Source organism: Enterococcus sp. AMC1086, from assembly GCF_058216575.1.
In genome coordinates, this window is record NZ_CM177100.1 from 824,555 (window position 1) to 849,213 (window position 24,659).

At 34.0% G+C, this 24,659-nt stretch carries 22 protein-coding genes and 1 pseudogene; 20 read left to right on the forward strand and 3 right to left on the reverse strand.

Features of this window, described 5'->3' with window-relative positions; genetic code table 11:
• The first annotated feature begins 106 nt into the window (after positions 1-106).
• The 10 genes from AC4BC4_RS03940 (at position 107) to AC4BC4_RS03985 (ending at position 7,423) form a co-directional block, all read left to right on the forward strand.
• Entirely contained in the window at positions 107-1,579 is a 1,473-nt protein-coding gene (locus AC4BC4_RS03940; RefSeq protein WP_490476840.1) for a L,D-transpeptidase, read from the forward strand.
• Between the two features lie 263 nt (positions 1,580-1,842).
• Positions 1,843-2,154 carry an NUDIX domain-containing protein gene (locus AC4BC4_RS03945; RefSeq protein WP_490476841.1) on the forward strand — a complete coding sequence of 104 codons (312 nt, stop codon included), beginning with the start codon at positions 1,843-1,845 and terminating at the stop codon, positions 2,152-2,154.
• A 32-nt stretch (positions 2,155-2,186) separates the two neighbouring features.
• On the forward strand, positions 2,187-2,780 hold the full coding sequence (locus AC4BC4_RS03950; protein WP_490476842.1) for a class I SAM-dependent methyltransferase: 594 nt from the start codon (positions 2,187-2,189) through the stop codon (positions 2,778-2,780).
• Between the two features lie 404 nt (positions 2,781-3,184).
• Entirely contained in the window at positions 3,185-3,505 is a 321-nt protein-coding gene (locus AC4BC4_RS03955) for a hypothetical protein (RefSeq protein WP_490476843.1), read from the forward strand.
• Positions 3,505-4,530, forward strand: a complete 1,026-nt coding sequence (locus AC4BC4_RS03960; protein ID WP_490476844.1) for a lipase — start codon at positions 3,505-3,507, stop codon at positions 4,528-4,530. Before AC4BC4_RS03955 ends, AC4BC4_RS03960 begins: the two co-directional genes overlap by 1 nt.
• A 202-nt stretch (positions 4,531-4,732) precedes the next feature.
• Complete coding sequence (locus AC4BC4_RS03965) at positions 4,733-5,044, forward strand: hypothetical protein (RefSeq protein ID WP_490476845.1); 312 nt, start codon at positions 4,733-4,735, stop codon at positions 5,042-5,044.
• 17 nt (positions 5,045-5,061) lie between these two features.
• Complete coding sequence (locus AC4BC4_RS03970; protein WP_490476846.1) at positions 5,062-5,313, forward strand: hypothetical protein; 252 nt, start codon at positions 5,062-5,064, stop codon at positions 5,311-5,313.
• A 267-nt stretch (positions 5,314-5,580) separates the two neighbouring features.
• Positions 5,581-6,192 carry a PepSY domain-containing protein gene (locus tag AC4BC4_RS03975; RefSeq protein ID WP_490476847.1) on the forward strand — a complete coding sequence of 204 codons (612 nt, stop codon included), beginning with the start codon at positions 5,581-5,583 and terminating at the stop codon, positions 6,190-6,192.
• Between the two features lie 266 nt (positions 6,193-6,458).
• Positions 6,459-7,004 carry an NADPH-dependent FMN reductase gene (locus tag AC4BC4_RS03980; RefSeq protein WP_490476848.1) on the forward strand — a complete coding sequence of 182 codons (546 nt, stop codon included), beginning with the start codon at positions 6,459-6,461 and terminating at the stop codon, positions 7,002-7,004.
• Positions 7,005-7,237: 233 nt separating this feature from the next.
• Positions 7,238-7,423, forward strand: coding sequence for a hypothetical protein (locus AC4BC4_RS03985; RefSeq protein WP_438758477.1), 186 nt, complete (start codon positions 7,238-7,240; stop codon positions 7,421-7,423).
• Positions 7,424-7,579: 156 nt separating this feature from the next.
• Here AC4BC4_RS03985 and AC4BC4_RS03990 read toward each other — a convergent pair whose 3' ends face one another.
• On the reverse strand, positions 7,580-8,155 hold the full coding sequence (locus AC4BC4_RS03990) for a TetR/AcrR family transcriptional regulator (protein WP_490476849.1): 576 nt from the start codon (positions 8,153-8,155) through the stop codon (positions 7,580-7,582).
• Positions 8,156-8,305: 150 nt separating this feature from the next.
• On the opposite strand from AC4BC4_RS03990, the gene AC4BC4_RS03995 reads away from it, so the two are divergent.
• Together AC4BC4_RS03995 and AC4BC4_RS04000 are read left to right on the forward strand one after the other, a co-directional pair.
• A complete protein-coding gene (locus AC4BC4_RS03995) occupies positions 8,306-9,007 on the forward strand; it encodes an ABC transporter ATP-binding protein (RefSeq protein WP_490476850.1) in 702 nt (233 codons plus the stop codon).
• A gap of 9 nt (positions 9,008-9,016) precedes the next feature.
• Entirely contained in the window at positions 9,017-11,764 is a 2,748-nt protein-coding gene (locus tag AC4BC4_RS04000; protein WP_490476851.1) for an FtsX-like permease family protein, read from the forward strand.
• A 284-nt stretch (positions 11,765-12,048) separates the two neighbouring features.
• On the opposite strand, the gene AC4BC4_RS04005 is transcribed toward AC4BC4_RS04000, so the two are convergent.
• Entirely contained in the window at positions 12,049-12,636 is a 588-nt protein-coding gene (locus AC4BC4_RS04005; RefSeq protein WP_438758481.1) for a YcxB family protein, read from the reverse strand.
• A gap of 600 nt (positions 12,637-13,236) precedes the next feature.
• Here AC4BC4_RS04005 and AC4BC4_RS04010 point away from each other — a divergent pair.
• The 5 genes from AC4BC4_RS04010 to rpmG all read left to right on the forward strand — a co-directional run bounded on the left by AC4BC4_RS04010 (position 13,237) and on the right by rpmG (position 20,348).
• Positions 13,237-13,368, forward strand: coding sequence for a methanol dehydrogenase (locus AC4BC4_RS04010; RefSeq protein WP_438758482.1), 132 nt, complete (start codon positions 13,237-13,239; stop codon positions 13,366-13,368).
• A 27-nt stretch (positions 13,369-13,395) separates the two neighbouring features.
• Complete coding sequence (locus tag AC4BC4_RS04015; protein WP_490476852.1) at positions 13,396-15,090, forward strand: oleate hydratase; 1,695 nt, start codon at positions 13,396-13,398, stop codon at positions 15,088-15,090.
• A 629-nt stretch (positions 15,091-15,719) separates the two neighbouring features.
• The gene (gene thrS, locus AC4BC4_RS04020) at positions 15,720-17,660 is read left to right on the forward strand and encodes a threonine--tRNA ligase (RefSeq protein WP_438758484.1); all 1,941 of its coding nucleotides are present in this window, start codon (positions 15,720-15,722) and stop codon (positions 17,658-17,660) included.
• A gap of 294 nt (positions 17,661-17,954) precedes the next feature.
• The gene (locus AC4BC4_RS04025) at positions 17,955-20,072 is read left to right on the forward strand and encodes a penicillin-binding transpeptidase domain-containing protein (protein WP_438758485.1); all 2,118 of its coding nucleotides are present in this window, start codon (positions 17,955-17,957) and stop codon (positions 20,070-20,072) included.
• Positions 20,073-20,198: 126 nt separating this feature from the next.
• Entirely contained in the window at positions 20,199-20,348 is a 150-nt protein-coding gene (rpmG, locus tag AC4BC4_RS04030; protein WP_002296119.1) for a 50S ribosomal protein L33, read from the forward strand.
• Positions 20,349-20,439: 91 nt separating this feature from the next.
• Here rpmG and AC4BC4_RS04035 read toward each other — a convergent pair.
• Positions 20,440-21,742: pseudogene (locus tag AC4BC4_RS04035) on the reverse strand (ISL3 family transposase).
• A 663-nt stretch (positions 21,743-22,405) separates the two neighbouring features.
• Here AC4BC4_RS04035 and AC4BC4_RS04040 point away from each other — a divergent pair.
• The 3 genes from AC4BC4_RS04040 to AC4BC4_RS04050 are packed head-to-tail and all read left to right on the forward strand — an operon-like array spanning position 22,406 to position 24,646.
• Positions 22,406-23,128 (forward strand): WxL domain-containing protein, encoded by a 723-nt coding sequence (locus AC4BC4_RS04040; protein WP_490476853.1) that lies wholly within the window; start codon positions 22,406-22,408, stop codon positions 23,126-23,128.
• 45 nt (positions 23,129-23,173) lie between these two features.
• Complete coding sequence (locus AC4BC4_RS04045) at positions 23,174-23,878, forward strand: WxL domain-containing protein (protein WP_490476854.1); 705 nt, start codon at positions 23,174-23,176, stop codon at positions 23,876-23,878.
• Positions 23,879-23,902: 24 nt separating this feature from the next.
• The gene (locus tag AC4BC4_RS04050) at positions 23,903-24,646 is read left to right on the forward strand and encodes a WxL domain-containing protein (RefSeq protein WP_490476855.1); all 744 of its coding nucleotides are present in this window, start codon (positions 23,903-23,905) and stop codon (positions 24,644-24,646) included.
• Positions 24,647-24,659 lie beyond the last annotated feature (13 nt).

The following is a 24,659-nucleotide window of genomic DNA, read 5'->3' on the forward strand; positions in this document are numbered from 1 at the left end:
GGTAATCATAGTAGGAAGGGTTATTTCCTTTTATTTTATTTCTAAAGCAGGAAAAGTCATTAAATTGAAGTAAGCATATAAATCATAAAAAAAGGAAGATAGCATAATGGAAAATGAAGAATCAGTTAGCCGCTCAGCAAAAAATGCAAAGGCACCTAAAAATAATCCTCATCCAAATAAGAAATCAAAGAAATGGTTAGTGCCGTTAGTTGGTGTGCTGATTTGTTTAGCATTGGTATTTACTGGCGGACTTGTATATTTTCAATCGCATTTCTTTATCTCGGCAAAGGCAAATGGGGTTGATATCAGTTTACTAAACGCAAAAGATGCGAAGAAAAAGTTAGAAGAACTAAATAAAGATGAATCCGTTGTAATCAAAGTGAATGGTAAAGAAGAAAAAATTGAATTACCTAAAAAATATGAAATTACAGAAGAGTATTTGAAACAAAATATTGGGGATCGTTCAATAAAATTACCTATTAATGAAGATTATAAAACAGAATTGAAAAATAAATTAAATGAACTTACCTTTGAAGAAGGGACACCAAGTCAAGACGCTCGTATTGAAAAAGTTGATGGTAATTATCAAATTGTACCCGAACAAGTTGGGACGGCTGTTGACAAAGAAGCATTGATGAACCAAGTAATAAAAGATGTTGATGAGAATAAAGGCAACTACGTGTACGATGTCACAGCATTTTATCAAAAACCGACAGTGACAAAAGAGGATAAAGGTTTACAAGAAAAATTAGCATTAATGTCTAAAAAAGAAAATAAAGCAATCACACTTGATATCAATGGTGAAAAATTGACTCTTACCAAAGAAGAATTACAGTCATTTATGAATGAAAAAGGAGATATTGATCCTAACAAAGTATACGCTTGGGTGGAACAGACGAATCAAAAATATGGTTCAATCTTCAAACCAATCATTTTCAAAAATGTTCATGGTGTCACAACAAAATATAAAAACAATGGCAGTTATGGTTGGGATATTAATATGCCGCAAACAAGAGATTTAATTGTTCAAGCAATCAATAGTGATAAAGATACAGAAGAAATTACAGTACCAATCGATGGCGATGTCAATCAATCTCCCATCGTTGACAAAGATTATGTGGAAATTGATTTAAACGATCAAAAAATGTATTTCTTTAAAAACGGTGTTAAGGTCGTTGAAACGGATGTGATTACTGGTCGTTATAATAAAGGGACTGCAACGGTTCCTGGGTTCCATACTATTTTGTACAAAGATACGGATACAAAATTAGAAGGCGAAATGTTAGATGGTTCAAAATATAGTGTACCAGTAAAATATTGGATGCCATTGAAGAGTTTTGGCGGTGTAGTGACGCAGATCGGGATTCATGATGCAGACTACAAAGCAGAATATTTTGGAAATAAAGAAACATATAAAACAAACTTTGGTAGTAACGGTTGTATTAATACTCCTGGGGATGCTGTTGCTCAAATCTTCAACGGTGCTTATGCTGGAATGCCTGTTATCGTTTACGGACATATCTATGATGATGCGCCAGGAGAATTCGATAAACCAGTTGATTATGGTGAGCCAGCTTAAAAAATAATGGAAATTTGGGACAGAAGCGTTTAACTTATTTCAGAAGGATTTGCTTTTGCTCCCACCGTTTATTCGGATTCCTTAAGGCTAGGATATAACTCGCAGAGTTATGTCCTAGCCTCTTTTGATAATGAAATAGGTAAATTCATAAAGAAAAAAAGGTAGTGCGTGTGCCTGATATTTATGATACAAATCGCGTGAGAATTGGAAAAGTGATTGAGCGAGAAAAAGCACTCTGAGATGGCGAATTTCAATTAGCGGCATTGAATTCGAATAGAGAATTTTTAGTTACCCAAAGGCGCCCTAAAAAGCAAATGGGACTATACTGGGAAATTCCAGGTGGAGCTGTTGAACCAAATGAAAAAAGGAAAGAAGCGGCTATATGGGAATTACATGAAGAATTAGGCATTATAGTAGAAGAGTCTGAACTTTCTTTCCTATCTCTTCAAGAAGACGAAGTGATAGCAGCCCAGTTTATGTGTTTTAATGAGATAAAAAAATATAAATTAAAAGATCGATTTACTCCTTTTGATTATGATATTTGTAAGAAACTTCAGCAAACATTCAATAGATAAACGTCAGAAAAGCTAAGAGGAGGGAATTGCTTATGAATGTCTTTGATCGAATCGCCGAGCATTACGATTCACCGAAACAATTAGAATTGGCAACGATTATCAAAAATGAAATCAAGTCAAAGTTAGGGAATACTTCTGATAAAATTGCATTAGACTATGGCTGTGGTACAGGATTGATCGGATTACAAATGGCAGATGACTTTAAGGAAATACTATTTGTTGATCCGTCTAAAGAAATGATCCGTATTGTCGATCAAAAAGTTGAGCAAAAAAATCAAGTAAATGCTAAAACAATAGTAGGAAGTTTTTCTAAAGGGGACACGTTAGGGATAAGAGCAGATATAATTATCGTTTCCTTAGTTCTTTTACATGTTCCTGATACACTTGATATACTAAAAGCATTGTTTCAAGCGTTAAATTCAAAGGGACAGATTTTAATTGTTGATTTTGATAAAAACAAAAAAATTAGTCATGAGAAAGTGCATAATGGTTTTTCACAAGCCAAACTAAAAAAACAAATGGAAGAAATTGGGTTTAATTCAGTCTCTAGTGAGACATTTTATTATGGTGAGAAATTATTTATGAAACAAGATGCTTCGATGTTTAGTTTGAAAGCATGGAGGTAGATATTCTTACTATGTAAAGTTAGAGTATAATCAAAATTGACTTTATCTAGAGCGGATACTACTAGTTTTTTATTGTAAACATTGAATATAAACCAATTGTAAATTATAGGAATAATGTCCAACTCTAAAAGCATGAGAAGATAACATGATGAAAATCATGCTGTCTTCTCATGCTTTTAGAGTTTTTTTTGAAGCTCATCTATTTTTATAAGCGCATATAGCAAGCAACTAGTCTATCTAACATACACATTGAATAATTGTATTTTCACTAATGTATTGTATCGCAATTGTATGTTATAGTTAATTTATTATTACTAAAGGAGAAGAAAATTAAGAAAGGAAATAGCATGATCATTATAGGATTGTGTTTACTAGCGTTAATAGGATTTGGAGGGAAATATTACATGGATGAGAAAAAAGTTGAACAAGATAAAAAGTTAATTGAAGTAGAGAGAAAATCAATAGTTGCATTGAAACAAACTTTTAGTAATATCAAAGAAGTTAATATAGAAAAAGCTGGACGTAATCCTTCTACTGGTTCATTTAGTATTTTTATTGAATTGATAAGCGACAATAATAAGTCAGCAAAGTTCAGTTATATTTTTTCTAAAGAAAGAGATGAGATTGACAGCTACGGTATTAGCGATGAGGAAGTACAAACAAATGGTGAAACAAAGTCTAAAATAAAAGTATTTTTTTCAAATGGAAGTGAGGAAATCATTTAATGACATCTGAAAAAGAATATAACGCTTTAAGTGATTTGGTTTATCGCTTAGACCCTAAGCATCCTTATTATGATCCATTGATTACTGCGGGAAGTCTCCAAAATGTAGGTGGAAAAAAATACCAGATATTAAAAATCAAATCAGAACCGAGTAATGGCATGCAAGCTATGGCGATAGCTTCTTTAGATTCAAATGGTTATCCAGATATGACTCAATTAACAGCTGCCTTTGCAGGAACCAATTTTGGCGGGGACTGGCGAGATGTTGCAACAGATGCTCAAACTGTCGGATTGAGATTGAAACAACTTGGGTGGAAACCAGGTCAAGCTAATTCTGCACAAGAATTTGCGGATTGGATCAACTTGACCTATCCCCATGCAGTCGTTACAACAACTGGTCATTCATTAGGTGAACACTTAGCACTTATGATTGCAGCTGAAAATAAATGGCGCAACGTTGGCTTCAACGGACCAGATCCATACGGTATATTATCTACAGACGCTAAAAAATGGATTAAAGATAATCCTGGTATGCTGACAAATTATCGTAATTTCGCAGATTTAATAGGAAACTTGATGTGGAACGGAACAGGTGCAGAAATTATGATTGGCTATACTAAAGGAAGTCCCGGCAATCCTCTAGATGCGCATGCTTTAACTTTATGGAAATTTGACGAAGATGGACGATTAAGAGTTCCTGACAATACATACGCATTAATGGATGGACAACAATTAGAACAAAACTTAATGAGTAAATTTGTAACGAGTATGTATTTATTAAAATCGTTAGAGGCCAAATTAAATGCCAGTGGTGGTGGACTTTCAGGTACAGAAGAGATTTATTTAGATGCCACACGTGCTAAATCGATTGTAACAACAGCGTCTAGTTTGCTAAAAGTGGCCATGAGCAAAATCATTGTACATTATCAGGGAGAAATAGATAAAACAGAAGAATTATGGAATAAGATTTTAACGAGTGCAAGAGGTGCTTCTTCTGACTTATCCGAAGCCGAAATGGAGAGTTAATTATCTTCAGTGGGATTTATTAAAGCACGAATCGTAATACGCCAAATGAAAAATGCCAACAGAAGATACAAGAAGCGAAAAAAGTTGGTGAAACATTTGAAAGTTTAGTTTCAGAAATAAATAGTAAGATCATTGCAGTTGTTCAACAAGATCAAGATTTAGCACGACAGCTTCAGTTTTAATTATATTGGAGGATAATTCTTTGAATGAAGAAGCAATTATAAAAGCATATCAAGCAATACGCAAACAGGTAGAAGAGCAAGAGAACGAACTAAAGGCTGTACGAAAAAAAGGCGAATATTTCTTAGAAGATTCTTTAGAACAGTTGTCCTATGTCTTAAAAGATTTGGCATTGGATGGCGAGCCGTTTAATCAAGCAAGGCGAGAAATGGAACAAGAAAATCATTATTTTTTGGATGAATTAGAAAAAGAAAAACGTAAGTTGATGAAAAAAGAGGACGAAGCTGAAAATACTTATCGTTCTCAATTAAAAAAACTTAAAGAAGAACTATAAGATATAGGAGAGTCTATATGAATGGATTATTAGATGAATTATTGAAAAAAATGTGGAAAAGATATCAAGAATCAGCTGTTCGAGCAATAGGAATGGCTGGCGTACAAAATAGTGCTGAAAAAAAAGGAAAGGTTATTCTAGAAGAAGCGAAAACTTCTCTTTCAAAGACAACAAAATCTTTAGAAGGATCAATCAAAGGACAATTTGGAAAATCAGTAAAAGAAGCTTTTGATAAGCAAGAAAAGAAATTAGATAGTTTTGCGAATTAGCTTATCGGAGATTTTTAAATAGAAATTAAACTTAGTTGAATTTCAACCAGTAACGAAAGAAGAACAACCGACTATTAAAGTGCTTCCAATAAAAAGGGCTGTCTCATTGAGAAGTCGTTTTTTGTTGCTAATTAGCATATGCCAAAAAGAATTTATAGATTCTCTCATAAAACTGGTCTCGTTTATAAAATGAGACTTTAGTTTGATGTAGAATGCTCTTTTTTCAAGTAATATAGAGGATATAAATAGGAAATTACGAGGTGGAATATGAAAAAAATAGTCGCGGGTGCAGCAATTCTGACAGTAGGTATTCTAATGAGCGGTTGTAATCAGAAAATAAATACAAACAACATATCTGGTGAAAAATCAAACCAGACAACCAGTAATAGAATTACAGAAAATTCTACTAAAGAACTTGATTCTTCTCAAAGTAATGAATTTTCGATTTCATTACAAGAAGCATTTAACAAATATAAGGAAGTCTACCCTAATACAGAACTAACATCAGTAGAACTAGATCAAAGTTTTGGAGAATACTATTACACAATTGAAGGTGTAGATGATCATAATCAATATGGCCTAAACATACAAGCAAATACTGGAGAAGTTAAGAAGGAACGAGAAGAAGTACTTGATAAAGATGAGCAAGATGGACTTAAGAAGAAACAGGAGGCCATTGATATAAAAAATGTATTGCCTATCAAAGAAGTGAGTGTCTTAGCAGAAAAAGAAGTGGGAACAGGAACAGCAACAGAATGGAAACTTGAGCGTGAATTAGCAACAACCTATTGGGAAGTAAAAGTAATAGAGAAGACTAAAGAGTACGAAATTAAGCTTGATGCACAGACAGGAAAAATTTTAGAGCGCTCTGAGGATTAACTTTAGCGTGAATATTTAAATTAGAAAAAGTCGAAGCTTTAGGTCTCGACTTTTTTTAGAATAATTTAACATGTTTTCTAAAAAACATTCGTTATTGGCACATGATTAGTATGTTGGTATTTGAACTTTAATTGGTGTGATCCTTCTTTTGACTGGAACTAATTAATAACTACTAAAATAGATATAATAATAATTTTGCCTTTCTATTGTAAAATAAATTCTAAAGTAGTATACTTACTTTAAGTAAGAAGAAAGAGGGATATATAATGACAAAATATGGTGTGATCGTAGGTTCAACTAGAAAAAATTCATATTCAGAAGCAGTTGCAAAAGCAATTGTGAAGGGACTTCCAGAAAATGCAGAAGTTACCTTTATAACTATCGGAGATTTACCATTGTATAATCAAGATTTAGATGAAAATTCTCCAAAAGAGTACACTCGCTTTAGAGCAGAAGTAAGTCAACAAGATGCAATTATTTTTGTAACACCTGAACATAACCGTAGTATTCCGGCAGCATTAAAAAATGCTTTAGATGTTGCATCTCGTCCATGGGGAGAAAATGTGTGGGATGGTAAGCCAGCGCTTGTAGCATCACAATCTATTTCTGGAATATCTGGAGTTTTGGCTAATCATGTGTTACGACAATCTCTGACTTTCTTAAATATGCCAACTATGCAACAGCCAGAAGTCTATATTGCCAACTCAAATAATTTATTTGATGAAAACTTAGAACCTACTAATAAAGGAACTGAAGACTTTTTAGAAGGTGTTGGAAAACAATTTGTTAATTTTGCATCAAAATTTAGTTAAATAATAATGTAGAAAGGCAGTATGGGATACTCGTACTGCCTTTTTTTGCATGATCTACCACCAAAACATATAAGTGTTGATTGCTATTTTTTTGTGTTCAAAACAAGGGTTATAATCAATCAATGAAATCTCATTTTAAGCATTTCTTTTTAAGGCGTTAATCAGAATGTATTCCTTTGTTTTATAAAGGAATTATGATATATAATTATGTAAAGTAAAAAAGGAGGTCCTGTATGAATAATGATTATGATTCTCCAAAACCTGTACCAATTCCAACAGATACCAATGCTACTACTGTCCACGTTCAAAAAGAGAAAAATGATTTTATCTTTTTGAAAAAAAGCAGTGATTTTGAAGTAGTATTTCCTGAACCAATTTCAGTTATTGAGAAAAAACAAAAAACAAAAAAAGAATTATAAATGCTTTAGGTCAGAGTTGTCATGCTCTGACCTTTATTGCATTTATAAATTCCAACTAACAAGGAAAAAAATCTAAATTACTTAAGCATTTAGACTTCAAATAGTTTTAATTTAATACAAAATACAATTTTTGTTACAGGCTGAGGTTACACGGTATTAAATCGAATCATTAAAATACGAATGTCCCATAGAAGGCAACACTTTTGCTATTACAAGACTAATATCTGCTGCGGTCGTACCGTCTTCGTTGCTCATCCATTCTACGAGAGTCCCAATCGTTCCTTTTACAAAATAAGTAAAGAAATAATCCAAAAGACGCGGATCCTCTTCCTTAAACATACGACGAAATTCCGCTAAAGCTAAGTCGCGGACTTCAGAGAAAATTGTTTCTAACAGATAACTAGTCGTGTTATTTTTTAGTAAAGTCAGTGAGATCACTTTATTTTTATCTAAAATCGTAATAAAACGTTGTAACCAGTCAACTAAATTATCCGAGGTACGTAACTTGATCAAAGGAAGAATTTCTGCAGTCAGCTCAGATTCAATCACTTGAAATAAATCTATGCTATCTTGGTAATAGTTGTAAAAGGTTCCTCGATTGATATCAGCCTTATGAGTGATTTCAGTAACTGTAATATCTTGTAAATTCTTTTCGGCTAGTAATTCTATAAATGCTTCTTGAATCACTTTTTTTGTGTATTGTGTGCGGCGATTATCTTTTATTCCAACCATTGATAACATTCCTTTCAACACTTTTTTTATTACTGTTCAAAAAATGACAAATCGTTTAAATTTGCTTATTGTAATTCATTTTAAGACTGATTATACTTATTGAGAGTCATTAAAGCAACAGTTTGTTGAAATTATAACGAGGTGAAAAAAATGAGTTTTATTGAGATAAAGAATTTATTTAAACGCTATCGAATGGGTGATACGACGATTGTAGCCAATAACGATATCAGTTTTTCTGTAGAAGAAGGAGAATTAGCAGTAATTTTAGGTCCGAGTGGTGCAGGTAAATCAACGGTTTTAAATATCTTGGGAGGAATGGACACTCCTAGTGAAGGAAAAGTGGTCATTAATGGGATAGATATTTCACCGCTAAATGAGAAACGATTGACGGAATATCGGCGCACTGAGGTTGGTTTTGTTTTTCAATTTTATAACTTAGTTCCTAATTTAACTGCAAAAGAAAATGTTGAATTGGCAACGGCTGTTTCTAAAAATGCGTTAGATGTGGAAATGACGTTGGAGCAAGTTGGTTTAGGTGAACGAATGGCGAATTTTCCAGCACAGCTATCAGGTGGAGAACAGCAGCGTGTTGCAATTGCGCGAGCATTAGCTAAAAATCCCAAAGTTTTGTTGTGTGATGAACCGACTGGAGCTCTTGATTATGAAACGGGAAAGCAGGTCCTGCAACTATTACAGGATGTTTGTCGAAAACAGGGTCGGACAGTTCTTTTGATTACTCATAATAGTGCAATTGCACCGATTGCTGATCAAGTAATTCGAATCAATGATGCAAAAGTTCGGTCTATAGAAATCAACGAACACCCCAAACCAATTACAGAGATTGAGTGGTAGGTGAACAGAATGAAAAATAATTTATATCTTCGTAGCACGTTCCGTGATATTAGAAGCTCATTAGGGCGTTTTATTGCCATCATTTTAATTATTTTCATGGCTGTTTTGTTATTTGTTGGGATTAAGTCAGTAGGACCAGATTTGGAAACGAGTATTCAAAATTATGTTGTGAAAAATAATGTTTCCGACCTTCAAATAGTCGGCACTGCAAGTTTAACAGAGAATGACCTTAAAGCGGTGGAAACAATTTCAGGAGTCGAAGCAGAGCTGGGCTATAGTTTTCCTTATGCCGATGAAACGCATGATAAGGCACTGCAATTATACTCTTATGATAAAAAAGCAATCCAGAATAAGTTGAAATTAATCAAAGGGCGGTTTCCTACTAAATCAACTGAGATCGTGTTAGATACAGCACTTGAGAAAGAGTACCCTTTGGATAGTCAAATGATTATTGATAGCGATCGTTTGATGAAAAATGATTTTAAAGTAGTGGGTTACGTTGAATCACCAATTTACGTGAATAAAGAAGAAAAAGGGGCTACTTCTATTGGCAATGGAACGATAGATGGCTATGCGTATATAAATGAAGTTGATTTTAATCATGATGCCTATTCGATTTTGTATCTTCGTTTTGATGACTTATTGAATGAAAATATTTTTTCAAAAAAATATTCCACTACATTAATGAAAAAAAAGGAACAAATAGAAAAAATAGTTGAAATCAGAAAAGCGGAACGGAAACAAGAGTTGGTTGATCAGGCAACAGTTGAAATTAATAAGAATCAAACTGAACTAATTCAAAATCAAAAAAAGCTTGATGAAGGACAACAACAACTAGATTTTGCAAAGCAACAATTGGAACAAGAAAAGAATCAAGTAACTACACAAAAAGAGCAACTAATTCAAATGTATGGTGAAACGGCTGCTAGCAATTTTGCCGATGGTGAAGTACAGATAGAAAAGGCAGAAAAAAATTTTGAGGAGCAACAAGAGTTACTATCAAAAAATCAAACGAAAATTTTAGCAGGACAACTAAAAATTGATGAGGCAAAAACTGAAGTAGCGGACATGAATACACCTAACTATTTTATAACTGAGCGTGAAGCTAATCCTGGTTTTGAAGAAGTGACTAGTCTTTCTACGCGGATTGATGCAATCGGTAATATTTTTCCTGTCTTTTTCTTTTTGATTAGTGCGTTGATCACATTTACTACAATTACACGAATGGTGGAAGAGGATCGTAAGGTGATTGGATCATTGAAAGCTCTAGGTTATCGAAATAGCGAAATTTCACAAAAATATCTAGTTTACGCTCTACTGACTGTCAGTATCGGTTCCGTACTTGGTGTGATTGTGGGAACAAAATTACTTCCGCCAATAGTGTTTAAAATGCTAAGTTCTTCCTATGTATTCACGGAGTATCTGACTAACTTTTGGATCGGGCCTATCTTGATTGCTATTGGTGGTGCCTTGATCGCAACAGTTGTGGCAACTATCTATATTTTGATCAAGGATTTGCGAGAAAAACCAATGGCACTTTTAATGCCTAAAGCACCAAAACCTGGAAAAAGAATTCTTTTAGAATATATTACGCCACTTTGGACGCGCTTAAGCTTTAATCAAAAAGTTACTTACCGCAATCTTTTCCGTTATAAAGCACGAATGATTTTAACAATTTCAGGAATAGCCGGATGTTGTGGTTTAATGGTAGCAGGTTTTGGTTTGAGGGATTCTATTGGTGGTGCGGCGGATGTTCAATTTAATCAACTAAATCATTTTCAAGCTATTGTGATAGTAGACAACAATGCAACAGTAAATGATACAGAAACAGTTGATACAGTTTTGAAAAATGAGCAAGAAATCAAATCTAATTATCCTGTGTATACGACTCAAGTTAAGTTCAAGCAAGACGGCTTGACTGATCAAGCTGCAACAATTTATAGCTTTTCAGACAATAATCAAGTTAATAAGTATTTTACTTTGAAAAAAGCAAATAATGATTCATTAATAGAACTTGGTGATAATGGTGCGATTATCACAATTGGGCTAGCAAAAGCATATAACGTAAAGGTTGGCGACGAGCTAACGATGCAAAATGCTGATGGAACAAAATTGAGAATCAAAGTCAGTGGGATTGTAGAAAATTATTTAGGTAATAATATTTTTGTTAATCAACGATATTTAGAAAAAATTAGTGGTGAGCGAATTAGACCAAATTCGTTTCTAGTTAAAACAAATAACATGACTGTTGAAGCTCAAAATCGCTTATCTAAAAAATTACAAGAGACTAAACAAGTTCGTGCAACAACTTTTATGAGTCAGCAAATAGAGAAACAGACCTACGCTAGTACTAATTTCCAACCAGTTGTGTTGATTTTCATCGTGTTATCAGGAACGCTGGCTTTAGTCGTTTTGTTTAATCTTACAAATATAAATGTTTCAGAGCGAGAACGGGAATTGGCTACTATCAAAGTTCTAGGATTTTTTAATATGGAAGTTACTATGTATATCGTTAGAGAAACAATTATTTTCACCGTGCTAGGTATTTTATTAGGCTTTGGAGTTGGGAAAATACTAACTTGGTTTATTATTACCACCGCTGCATCACCTATGATTAGTTTCCCACTGTTGATCCCGATTTCTGGTTATCTCTTTTCAGCTGGTCTAACTATTTTATTTTCTTTGCTTGTAATGTTCATTACTCACCGTAGACTAAAGAAAATAGATATGATTACTGCACTTAAATCGAATGAATGATTTTCTAAATATAAGGAATATAAAACTGGAATCTCATCATTTAGCTATTGATGTAAAAATTACTAATAAGCGACCTCTACCAGTAGAGGTCGCTTATTAGATCCAGAACATAAATAATTTACCTCACTATAATAATAAAGTTAAAATACTAGAATATCATAGAGGTGAAATTTAAGTGAATGAACAAAAAATATGGTTTGAATTCGTTTCCAATCATATTTTTATTCTATACTCTTATTAATTGAAACTTAAGATAAGCAATTTGGACGAATTACCAAGTTAAATTATTGCAAAGAAAGATAAACATCAGATAAATCATTTTTTATAACAGTATCAATTTGCCTAATTTGATACTGCATTAACTCTTTTTTTCTTAGCAAAACCATGTTAGAAGAATTTTTAAAAAAAGCAATATGATCTTTAGTTTCTACCACTTCAGCAAAAGCCTTCCATTGCATAGTAGAAGAGGATAAGTCAGTAGACACTAGAACATGTTCATTGTCTAAATAAAAAGATTGTTGTGGGAATAAATCCTTATTTCTAGGATCTTTTAACATTTTTTTTAAAGCTATGTCGATTTGAAATCGGTAACGTAAAGTAAAGGAAATTACCAGCAAAAAAGATAAAAATGTTATAAAAAAGCCTAATGGATAGTATTGTATTATATTACTAATAGTTAAGGGAACAAAAACAAAAGAGGGTGCTCTAAAAAAAGACCATATTAAAAATAATGAGAGCAAGAGTAGAATTGCAGAAAAAACTATCATTACAATTAAAAACAACCGTAATTTTTTATTTTTAAAATGTAAATATATTTTGTTAAAATCAAACCATTCTTTTTCTGACAATTTTTGTTCAAATTCTATTTTCATTATCATCACCTCTATTCTTATTATACAAGAAGAAGTGATTGAAAGGAAATTTCATTTAGATTGATCATTGAGCTATCAAACTCATAAATATTGATAGTATTTTACGTTATATTTAAAAAGATGCGTTATTTTTAAAGAGTACAAAATCACATTATATTTGCGAAAATATTTATATAGTCAACATTTTTCAACTGTTAAGCCAAATAAGTTTAAATAAATTTCATTATTTAAAAAATGTTGGTCTCTTGGTTGTTTATTTGTCGTGATTTAATCATCCTGGAGAATGATATTTTTTTATACTTAGAATGTAAAGTAATTATTTTCCATAGAAATAGTGAAGGAAAGAAGTCTAGATTCTATATATCCCTTTCATATATCAAAAATGAATGTTTTGAGATGTGTGTCAATTTGTAGGACACATTTTCATTTAGAAAACATCTTAATCACACATTCAAATATCCTTTTATCTAACAAATTTTAAACAGTTTAACAAGAGTGTCTAAAAAAAAAGGAAATGGAAGTCACTAAGTTTGTAATTAAAGACGTCCAGATATAGGATACAAATAACAAATATAATGTATTAGAGAAAGAGGTAATTTTATGAAAAATAAGTTCATGGTACTGGGAATTGGAATCGGCTTATTAGCGCTTGGCAGTCTGTATTTAGGTAAAAAAACTGGTTTGCTCGAAAATGATGATTATTTATATGATGAATATGATACTAGTAAGTAAAAGTCGAAATATGAAGGAGAAAATATTATGAGAAAAAATAAAGCTGTAATGATCGGTGCTGGAATCGCAAATATGGCTGCGGCCGTTTATCTCATTCAAGAAGGAGGTTGGAGCGGCTCTCAAATCAAATTTTATTCATTAGATGATCATGGATCAAATGATGGAGCACCGACTGATACCGTAACTGATGAATATTGGAATGAAAATCATCCGATGGAAAATACCAAAGGATATATTGCACGTGGTGGTCGAATGTTGAACTATCGTACGTATGTTGATTTGATGGACTTATTGAGTAGAATCCCTTCAGCAACTGAACCGAATATGACGGCTGAAGAAGATACCAGAGATTTTGATGCGAAACATCGAACATTCGACAAAGCACGTTTACTTGAAGGGGGAAAAGGAATCATCGATGGTGGCAAATTAGGTTTTAATAATACTGACCGAGCACTATTGACTAAACTAATTTCCATGCCTGACTCTGAAGAAGAAAAATTAGATAATATAACAATTGCAGAATATTTTAAAGATGATCCGCACTTTTTTGAAACAAACTTCTGGTTTATGTGGGAAACTACATTTGCTTTTAGAACAAGAAGTTCTGCACAAGAATTTCGCCGGTATATGCACCAAATGATTTATGAATTCACTCAAATCGAACATTTAGTAGGGGTAAATCGCACAAGATATAATCAATTTGAAAGTATCATGTTGCCATTGATTAACTACTTGAAAGATCAAGGGTGCGAAATTATTTTGAATCGTTTAGTGACCGATTTTGATTTTAAAGAAACTCAAATGCAAGATGAAATAACTGTAACGGGAATTAAAATGATCGATACAGTAACAAATGAACATCATTATTTGTCGATCGATGAAGATACAGCTGTTATTTTCACAAATGGTTCGATCACTGATTCAGCAACCTTAGGTGATTATGATACGCCAGCAGCAGAAAATATGGACTATGGCGCGGCTTCCTCACTTTGGAAAAATATCAGTGAAAAATTTTATAATTTAGGTAATCCGGATAAATTTTTTGCCGATCGAGATGCAAGTGAATGGGTAAGCTTTACATTGACTTCTAAAGATCATTTATTACTAAATGAAATCATCAGAATCACGACTCAAACTCCGGGGAATGCGCTAAATTCATTTGTTTCAACTATACCAATAACACCATTAGGACAAAAAGATGTCAATATGTCTATCGTGGTTCATCATCAACCACACTTTACAACACAAAAACCAAATGAAACAGTTATTTGGGGATATTTCTTGTATCCTAGACGTCAAGGTGAATTTGTTGAGAAGGAATACATTAAAATGACCGGTAAAGAAATGGTACAAGAATTGATTGGTCAATTATCTAAAGTAGATCCTGGTCCAATCAATATTGCTGAAAAAGAAGATAAAATATTAGATAGTGTTATTAATAATATACCGGTATACATGCCATATGCTTCAGCTTTATTTAATAATAGAGCAAAGATAGACAGACCGAAAGTTATTCCAGAACATTCAACAAACCTAGCATTTACTGGAGAGTTTGTAGAACAACCCTATCAAATGATTTTTACCGAACAAAGTGCCGTTCGTTCTGGTGAAATTGCAGCTTTCCACTTTTCAGGTGTGCCAATGTCTAAATTAGTAAAAACGCCAAGATATGATAAGGATATTCCTACGTTGCTGAAAGCCGCAAAGAAAATGTTTGAATAAATAAAGTTCAACAAGTCATTTACAAAATAGAAATTGAACGATTGCAGCTTCACAAAGTTGCAATTGTTCAATTGTTTTACAAAAAAATTTTACTGGATAGCTTCCCCAAAATAGTCATTTTTAGACGAAGAAGGATAATTTTTATTTATCTTTTAATTATTCAACTTTTCTATCCTAAAAAATTTACAATAAAATCAATGTATTAATAACTACCATCATGCGCAAGGCGGACAACGTAAAAAGGAATCAATTTTTAAGAAATGCTTGCTTTTTATTTGAAGAAGTGTTTAAATTAACTCATAAATGATTGATGAGAAAGACAACTGAACTTGCATGCAGTCTTTTAGAGAAGGAAATCTTGGCTGAAAATTTCCCAGACTGGCACAAGGAATGACCACTTTTTCCAACCTTTGTTGAAACAGAGGCGGTCGTACCGTTAACACGCTTGAGGAACATGGCAGTTTGCTGTGTTTAAAAATAGGTGGAACCACGAACTTTTCGTCCTAGTATTCCGATTTTAGTATCGGTTGCTAGGACTTTTTTCATTTTTTTTAAGAATTTGAAAAAAGACCAAAATGAAGTGAACAATCAATCTTTTCAATCATAATTTATTAAAGGAGGAAACAAAAATGTCAATCAACATTACTTTTCCAGATGGCGCAGTCAAAGAATTTGAGGCTGGTTCGTCAACGTTAGATATCGCTAAAAGTATCAGCAATAGTTTAGCTAAAAAAGCATTAGCAGGGAAATTCAATGGCACATTAATAGATTTAGATCGTCCAATAGAAGAGGATGGTACTATCGAAATCGTGACACCGGATCATGAGGATGCATTAGGTATTTTACGCCATTCATCCGCTCATTTAATGGCGAATGCCTTACGTCGTTTATTCCCAAAAATCAAATTTGGAGTAGGTCCAGCCATTGATTCTGGTTTTTACTATGACACTGATAATGGTGAAAATCCGATAACAGCTGAAGATTTACCTGCAATTGAAGCAGAAATGATGAAAATCGTAAAAGAAAACAATCCAATCGTTCGCAAAGTTGTTTCTAAAAATGAAGCATTAGAGCTATTTTCAGACGATCCATACAAAGTGGAATTGATTTCGGAGCTTCCAGAAGATGAAGTTATTACTGTTTATGATCAAGGAGATTTTGTTGATCTATGTCGCGGTGTACATGTACCATCAACTGGACGTATTCAAGTATTCCAATTACTATCAGTTGCGGGTGCTTATTGGAGAGGAAATTCCAACAACCAAATGATGCAACGTATTTATGGAACTGCCTTTTTCGATAAAAAAGATTTAAAAGAGTTCATTAAAATGCGTGAAGAAGCTAAAGAACGCGATCATCGTAAATTAGGTAAAGAGCTTGATTTATTTATGCTTAATCCTGATGTGGGTTCAGGATTGCCATTCTGGTTGCCAAAAGGTGCGACAATCCGCCGTACAATTGAGCGTTACATTACTGATAAAGAGATCAGTTTAGGTTATCAACATGTGTATACACCAATCATGGCTAATGTTGAATTTTACAAGAGATCTGGACATTGGGACCACTACCATGAAGACATGTTCCCACCAATGGATATGGGAGATGGCGAAATGTTAGTGCTTCGTCCAATGAACTGTCCACACCACATGATGGTTTATAAAAATGATATCCACAGCTACCGTGAATTACCAATTAGAATTGCAGAACTTGGTATGATGCATCGTTATGAAAAATCTGGCGCACTATCTGGATTACAACGTGTTCGTGAAATGACTTTGAATGATGGACATACATTTGTTCGTCCAGATCAAATTAAAGAAGAATTTTTACGTACATTAAAATTAATGGTAGAAGTTTACGCTGATTTTGATGTGACAGATTATCGTTTCCGTTTAAGCTTAAGAGATCCTAACAACAAAGAGAAATACTTTGATGATGACGCAATGTGGGAAAGATCAGAAACAATGATCAAAGAAGCGGCTGACGAAGCGGGAATTGATTACTTTGAAGCGGAAGGTGAAGCAGCCTTTTACGGACCTAAGCTGGATGTTCAAGTAAAAACTGCTTTAGGAATGGAAGAAACATTATCTACAATTCAAATTGATGCGTTATTACCAGAACGATTTGATTTGACTTATGTAGGTGAAGATGGAGAAAATACACATCGTCCATTGGTTATCCACAGAGGAATCGTTTCAACAATGGAACGTTTTGTTGCTTACTTGACTGAGGTCTACAAAGGGGCTTTCCCAACTTGGTTGGCACCGATTCAGGCAACTATTATTCCAGTATCAGTTGAAGCTCATTCAGACTATGCATATGAAGTGAAAAAACGACTGCAAGAACAAGGTCTGCGTATCGAGGTAGACGACCGCAATGAGAAAATGGGTTACAAGATTCGTGCCTCTCAAACACAAAAAATTCCTTATCAAATCGTCGTTGGGGATAAAGAGATGGATGATGCAACAGTTAATATTCGCCGTTACGGCAGCAAAGAAACAGAAGTGATCGATTTAAATATCTTTGTAGATAGTATGGTCGCTGATGTAGCAAATTATAGTAGAAGATAATAAAAAGGAGACTGATACAGAAGTGTTTAACTCCGAGAAATAAGAGGAAATTCAAGCAAATTGCTCTTCGAATTTCTGTGAAGTTCACCTTATTTCTGAAAGAGTTACTTGTGCTCTCACCGTTTATTTGGATTCCTTAAGGCTAGGATATGACTCGTCGGGTTATATCCTAGCCTTTTTTCTGCAGTAAAAATTAAATATTTTCTTAGTAAGAGGATTCCCTCTATTTTTTTTTGATTTTTTTCGTTACAATAGAGGAGCGAGACTTTTCTCATATGGAGGATGAATGATAAAATGAAAAAAATGAGCTTTTTAGATAAATTAAAAAAAGATAATGAAGAACCAATGACACAAAAAAATAAAAAATCACATATTCCGTTCCGCTTAAACTTACTGTTTTTTGTGATATTTGGTTTATTCGTAGCATTGATTGTTCGTTTAGGCTATTTGCAAATAGCCGAGGGACAGGAATATGCGAAAAAAGCTGAAGAAAATTCAGCATTAAAGATCAAAAGTAGTGCACCACGAGGAGAAATATATGATGCTAAAGGAAACTTACTAGCTGGGAACAAGGCTAATTTAGCCATTACGTACACGCGTGGTAAAAAAGTCCAAACAAAAGATCTTGTACCGATCGCTAATAAAGTCAATGATTTGATTCATGTACCAGCAGATGAATTGACGGAGCGGGATAAAAAAGATTATTGGTTAGCTGATCCTGAAAATTTAAAATCTGCGCAAAAACGTTTGACTGATAAAGATAAACTAGATGAAAAAGGCAATAAAATTACGGATGAAGGAATCTTGTATGTTAAAACGGTGGAAAAAGTAACACCAGAAGAAATCAATTTTGATGAACATACGTTACAGGCAGCTACTATTTTTAAACGAATGAACTCCGTAGGCGAACTTAATACAGCCTTCATTAAAAATGAAGGAGTTACACAGGATGAAATCGCAATAATCGGTGAGAATACTTCAGAAATTGCGGGTGTTTCAACTGGCGTCGACTGGGATCGAGAGTATCCAAATGATACAGATATAATGAGTCTTTTAGGAAAAGTATCTTCTCAAAAAGCTGGTTTGCCGGCAGAAGAAGCCGATGAGTATATCGCTAAAGGATATGAACTAAATGATCGAGTAGGAACTAGTTATTTAGAGAAACAATACGAAGATGTTCTTCAAGGAAAAAAAGGAATTTCAGAAGTAACGCTGGATAGCAAAGGCAAAACGGTTACCCAAACACCTGTAACTGAGGGTGAAAAAGGTGAGAATCTAAAATTAACAATCGACATGGCTTTCCAAGCAAAAGTGGAAGAAGTTGTTAGAGAGCAGTATCAGCAACTATTAGCTACAGGAAATGCAGCATACTCAGATGGTGCTTATGCTGTTGTTATGGATCCAAAGACAGGTGCAGTTATGGCCATGGTTGGATTGGATCGTGATTTGGCGACAAATGAACTAACATCTAACCCCTTAGCTACGATTAACAGTGCTTTTGAACCCGGTTCTGTAGTAAAAGGTGCCACGATTTCAGCTGGATATGAGCAAGGTGTGATTACTGGAAATGATGTATTGATCGATGAACCGCTACAAATTTTTGGCAGTGAGCAGAAATCATCTGTTTTTAATAGGATTCCGGGCAATCAAATTCCTCTTAGTGCTGAAAAAGCTTTAGAATACTCATCCAATGCTTACATGATGAAGCTGGTGCTAAAAATGATGAATACTGATTATCAATATAATATGCAGTTGCCATACCAACAAGGCGATCCAACTTTGTTTAATGTTTTACGTAAAGCATTTGGTGAATATGGAATGGGCGTTTCCACAGGAATTGATTTACCAGGAGAATCAACAGGCGTTTCAAATAAAGATTTTGATTCAGATAAAGCGCCAATGCCAGGACTGTTACTCGATTTGTCTTTTGGTCAATATGATACGTATACAGCAATGCAACTAGCACAATATGCCTCAACAGTTGCAAATGGCGGTACTCGTTATGCGCCACATGTGGTTGAAGGAATTTATGATAACAATACAGATGGAAAACTTGGTGAACTGAAAGAAGAAATAAAGCCGAAAGAATTGAATAAGGTAGATATCAATACGGAGCAAATGCAGATCATTCAAAATGGTTTTTATGATGTTGTTCATGGAAGTGGTGCCTTTACGACAGGGCAATCTATGCAAGGTGCAAAATTAGATATGGCCGCTAAAACAGGTACTGCTGAGACCAATGTTGGGGAGCATAGCACGTATAATAGTAATGTCGTTGCCTATGCACCATACAATGATCCAGAGATTGCTGTCAGTGTGATTTTACCTCACTTAACCAGTGAAAGTACCCGACCAAACCAAATGATGGCTAAAGCGATCGTAGATGCTTATGCAGATTATAAACAACAATAAATTTGTAAAGTAGTTTTCCTTTACAAATTTTACTAAAAGGGTAGAAATTCTTGAATAAACATGATATGATATCTGAGGCTAAGAAATATCTTAGAAATACGAAATTAGATATAGGAGGGGAAACACATGCGCGTAAACATTACTTTAGAATGTACTTCTTGTAAAGAACGTAACTACCTAACAAGCAAAAATAAACGTAACAATCCTGATCGTTTAGAAAAGCAAAAATATTGCCCACGTGAAAGAAAAGTTACTTTACACCGTGAAACTAAATAATAATCATAATTATGGCTCTTTGTCAACTAATGTTGGTGAAAAAGTTCTAAATAATTAACTCAATTATTGTAAGGTCTAGAGGAATTTTCCTCTAGGCTTTTCTATTCGGTTGAAAAAGGACATCGCCAAAGCATAAAGCAATTCTCAATTTAAAGTTATAAAAGTTACGAAACCCGTAGGCATTTCTTTTCAGTACTTTGATATGGTTGTTCAAGCACTCCAACGGACCATTGGAATATGGTAATTCTAGGGCGTTTTTCACTTCATTTTGACCCTTCATAAAGGTTGGAAAAACTGTTTGGTAATAGTCTGGAAGACTGGAATACTCTTGATCTACTACCGTGTGAAATCTTGCGTAATCTTTTGATTGTATGGCATAAAGCACGTCCTGATAACAGGTGTACCCAGCTTTTAACTCCTCGTCATACGCAAGAAGCCGGTCCACGAGCTCCGTTTCTGTTAAATAGGTACGGAACGAAGAACGTCAAAGACGCTTTTCAAAATTAAGTTTCGATTGATTTTTTTGAAGCAGTTTCCAGTATTTCTTCAAGTGACGATATTTTTTTGCCTCTACAGACCCTCGATGGAGAAAGGTATTCATTCGTTGAATCCGGTGTTTTAAGAAGGCTCGTCCAATGTGTTGGACAATATGAAAACGATCAAGAATAATCTGAGCCATTGGAAACAGTTTTTTGACTAAAGAGAAATAAGGTGCGTACATATCACAAACAACATACTTCACCCGTTCACGAACAGCCAAAGAAAAGCGTGAAAAATAGCGCTCTAAAAAGGGCAACTGTCGGTTTTCAACAACATCAATCAACTGTTTTGATTGGCCATCCATCATGATGAAACTCATGGAAGCCGCGACCTGTTTGACCGATTTGAATTCATCAAAACAAAGGACTTCGGGCAAGGTCAGGCGATTGATTTTTTTCGGTTCATAAAATTGTTTCAATACGCGATAAACAGAAGAAACAGAAACATTTTTTTGACGCGCAATCTCACTCATAGACGTGACTTTTCTTAGCCGATCGGCAATAGACAGTTTTACTTTCTTAGAAATCGAACAACATTTTTGAATCAGACTAGTTTCTGCGACGAAGGTTTTTCCCAGGAATGACAGAAGAAGCGACGCTTTTTCAAGCGTAAATACGTTTGATATTCAGACACATCGTTCAGTAAAATAAGACATGTTGTAAAGCTCCAAAGAATAATCGAGCCGTCTTCTTTGGCACCACAATGAGGACAGGAGTGAGCGAAATAATCCAATGTACCAGAAAATACGTGGCAGATTCGTCCTTTGATGCGTTCCTTTTTAAAGAATTTTCATTAAAAGTAATGTTTAAGTCTAGAATATCTAAGGTATTTTTTATAAGATTTGTATAGGGCATCTTGATTTCCTCCTTTTTGAATGGTTTTAGACGACTTAATTCTAAAGGATATCAAGGTGTCTTTTCTAGTATTTTGCATTAAAAAAGATGCCGGTGATTTTTCACCAACATCAGAAAGTATAGAGCCCTTTTTTGTTTATGTAAAAAGTGAAAAATAATTCTTATTTAAAGTTGTATAGGTATTTCTTGACTAAATATGAGATAATTCAATTTTTATGTAAAATCTGTTCTTTTATTATTATTTTTTTGATAAAAAAAGAACGCAATAATATAAATAAAAAATATATAATTAATGTAGTTAGTACTTTTTGTATTGTTATTCAGTAAATATTATTAATGACTAAGATTTTTTATTCAAAGAGTTACAGTGTCTTATCAATTAAAAAGAGGTTGGGACAAAAGTGTTTATTTCCGAAGGATTTGCTTCTGCGCCTGCCGTTTATTCGGATACTAAGAGCCTAAAAAAGAAACTTTTTGAGTTATGTCACAGGCTCATATTGACATTATTTTTCTGTTTTTTTTTGAAATCTCATTTTCTATACATTTCTTTAACCGTATAATATTTTGGTTACAAAAGAAATGAGAGATTTATATATATAATAACTATGGAAAAGGGTGGATTTTATAGAAGTAATCTAACTTTTAAGAAAGGAAGGAATCAAAGTGAGGGGAAATATTTATTTAACAATTGTAACGATAACCCTTTTTGGAGGAATTCTATTTGTGGGAGAGCAACTTGTAGATGCAGAATCCACTGCAACAACACCAGGACAAATTGAATTAACAGTAAATGATGATAAGACAGTATCTAGAGATCCAAACGATCCAACGAAACCAGGAGGTATAGTTGACAATGGAGGAATGAATACGTCGAATCAAGGGCCGTTGTCACTTGACGTAGCACCAGCAGAATTTGATTTTGGTTCTCAAAAAATGTATATCTCCGCACATACGTATTTAGCTGTAAACGAAGACGCATCGACAGTAACAGGTGAGCCGATAGAAAATCAATATTTACAAATCACAGATAATCGGGATGCGGGTATTTATGGTTGGGTAGTGAAGGTTAAGCAAGATACTTATCTAACGGATGGAGAAAAAGTGCTAAAGGGAACAACCATCAATATTCCCGAAGGTATTCCACGTAACGAGTTGAATATTCCTGCGACTGATCCAGATTTAAAATTGACAACGCAAGCTGTAAAAATTGATACGACAGAACAGACAATATTTTCAGCTAAAGAAACAAATAAAGGTGGAAAAGCGACAAGTACCTCCGTTTGGAAAGCGGCAGATGTTAGTTTAACAATTCCAGCTAATACAGCTCAAGCAGGTAATTACACGAATACAATAACTTGGACATTAACAGCAGAAACAATTCAATAAAAGGATGGAATAGTAAATAGTTAGATAAACTTAGGAGGAAATAACATGAAAAAAATTAATTTATTATTTAGTACAGTGATATTAGGAGCATTAAGTTTAGGTGTTGTAATTCCAGCATTTGCAGAGGATATAGGGAATTCCGTATCGGTAACAGGAACAGTTACGTTTGAGGCAAATGATAATGCAACGGAAGCCAAAGACCCAAAAGATCCGTCAAAACCAAATCCTGTGATGCCAGATCCAAATAATGCTACTACAGGTGCAAAAGGACCTCTTTCTTTAGATGTTGCTCCAAGTAGTTTTGATTTTGGCTCTAATAAAGTAGAAATGGGTAAAAAAGATTATATATCTAATATGTCAGGAAATCATTATTTACAAATAACGGATAACCGTGATAATGCGGACGGCTGGATGGTAAAAGTGTATCGTTCGGAGTTTGAAAACGAAACAAGTGCACTAACAGGCTCAACATTCACGATTCCGGCGGGTGTCGCACGTAACTCATTAAATGAAATACCTTCTGAAGAAGATGGAACGTTACTTACAGCTGGTAAGTTTGCTATTCCAGTAGGTGAGTCTTCAGCAGTAAGTGTCGTTGGAGCTACAGGTGAAGAAGCAGTTGGTAAACAGACTACAACATACGTTTGGGATGCGTCAGAAGAGGTACTAACCATTCCAGCTAATACAGGAAAACAAGGAACATTTACTTCAACGATTAATTGGATTGTGGCAGCAGAAGTTTCTCAATAAAAATAGTGATTAGGGGATATTAACATGAAAAAATTAAATATTTTTTTTAGTATAGCTTTGTTAGGTGTTTTAACAGCCAGCTTTGAAAAACAAGTATTAGCAGATGAAATTGGAACAGAAGCAAATCCTGCAAAAGGAACAGCTACAATCGAATTTACCGATAATACTGGTGTGACAGACCCGAAAGATCCAGAAGATCCAACAAAACCTAATCCCAATTTACCGGATTCAAATAACACAACAACTGGAGCTAATGGACCACTTTCTCTAGATGTTGTTCCTAATGAATTTAACTTTGGAACACATGTGATAAGTTATGGAGAAGGTATATATAATTCTAATGCAGCGGCTGGAATAAAGCATTATATTCAAGTAACAGATAATCGTGATGACTTAGGTGGCTGGTCAATTAGTATGAGTCGCACAGAATTTACAGATGGAGCAAATACATTAAACGGTTCACAACTCTATATTCCTTCTGGTATAGCTAGAAATAACTTATCAGCTAGCTCAACAATTGCTGATCCAAATATAACGTTAGGTGAAACTAGTGAAGTTAATGGTTTTGAAGGAATGCACTCAATTTCAACAACTGAAAGTACATTATTTAGTGCTGCAGATAATATTGAAGACTTAGTTGGTAAAGGCACAACTATTTATTCTTGGGACGCATCAGATGAAAAACTTTCTATTCCAGCTGGTAGCGCGAAAAAAGGAACGTTTACTTCAACAATTAATTGGGTATTAAATGCGACACCTGTAAAATAACTTTATCAATTAA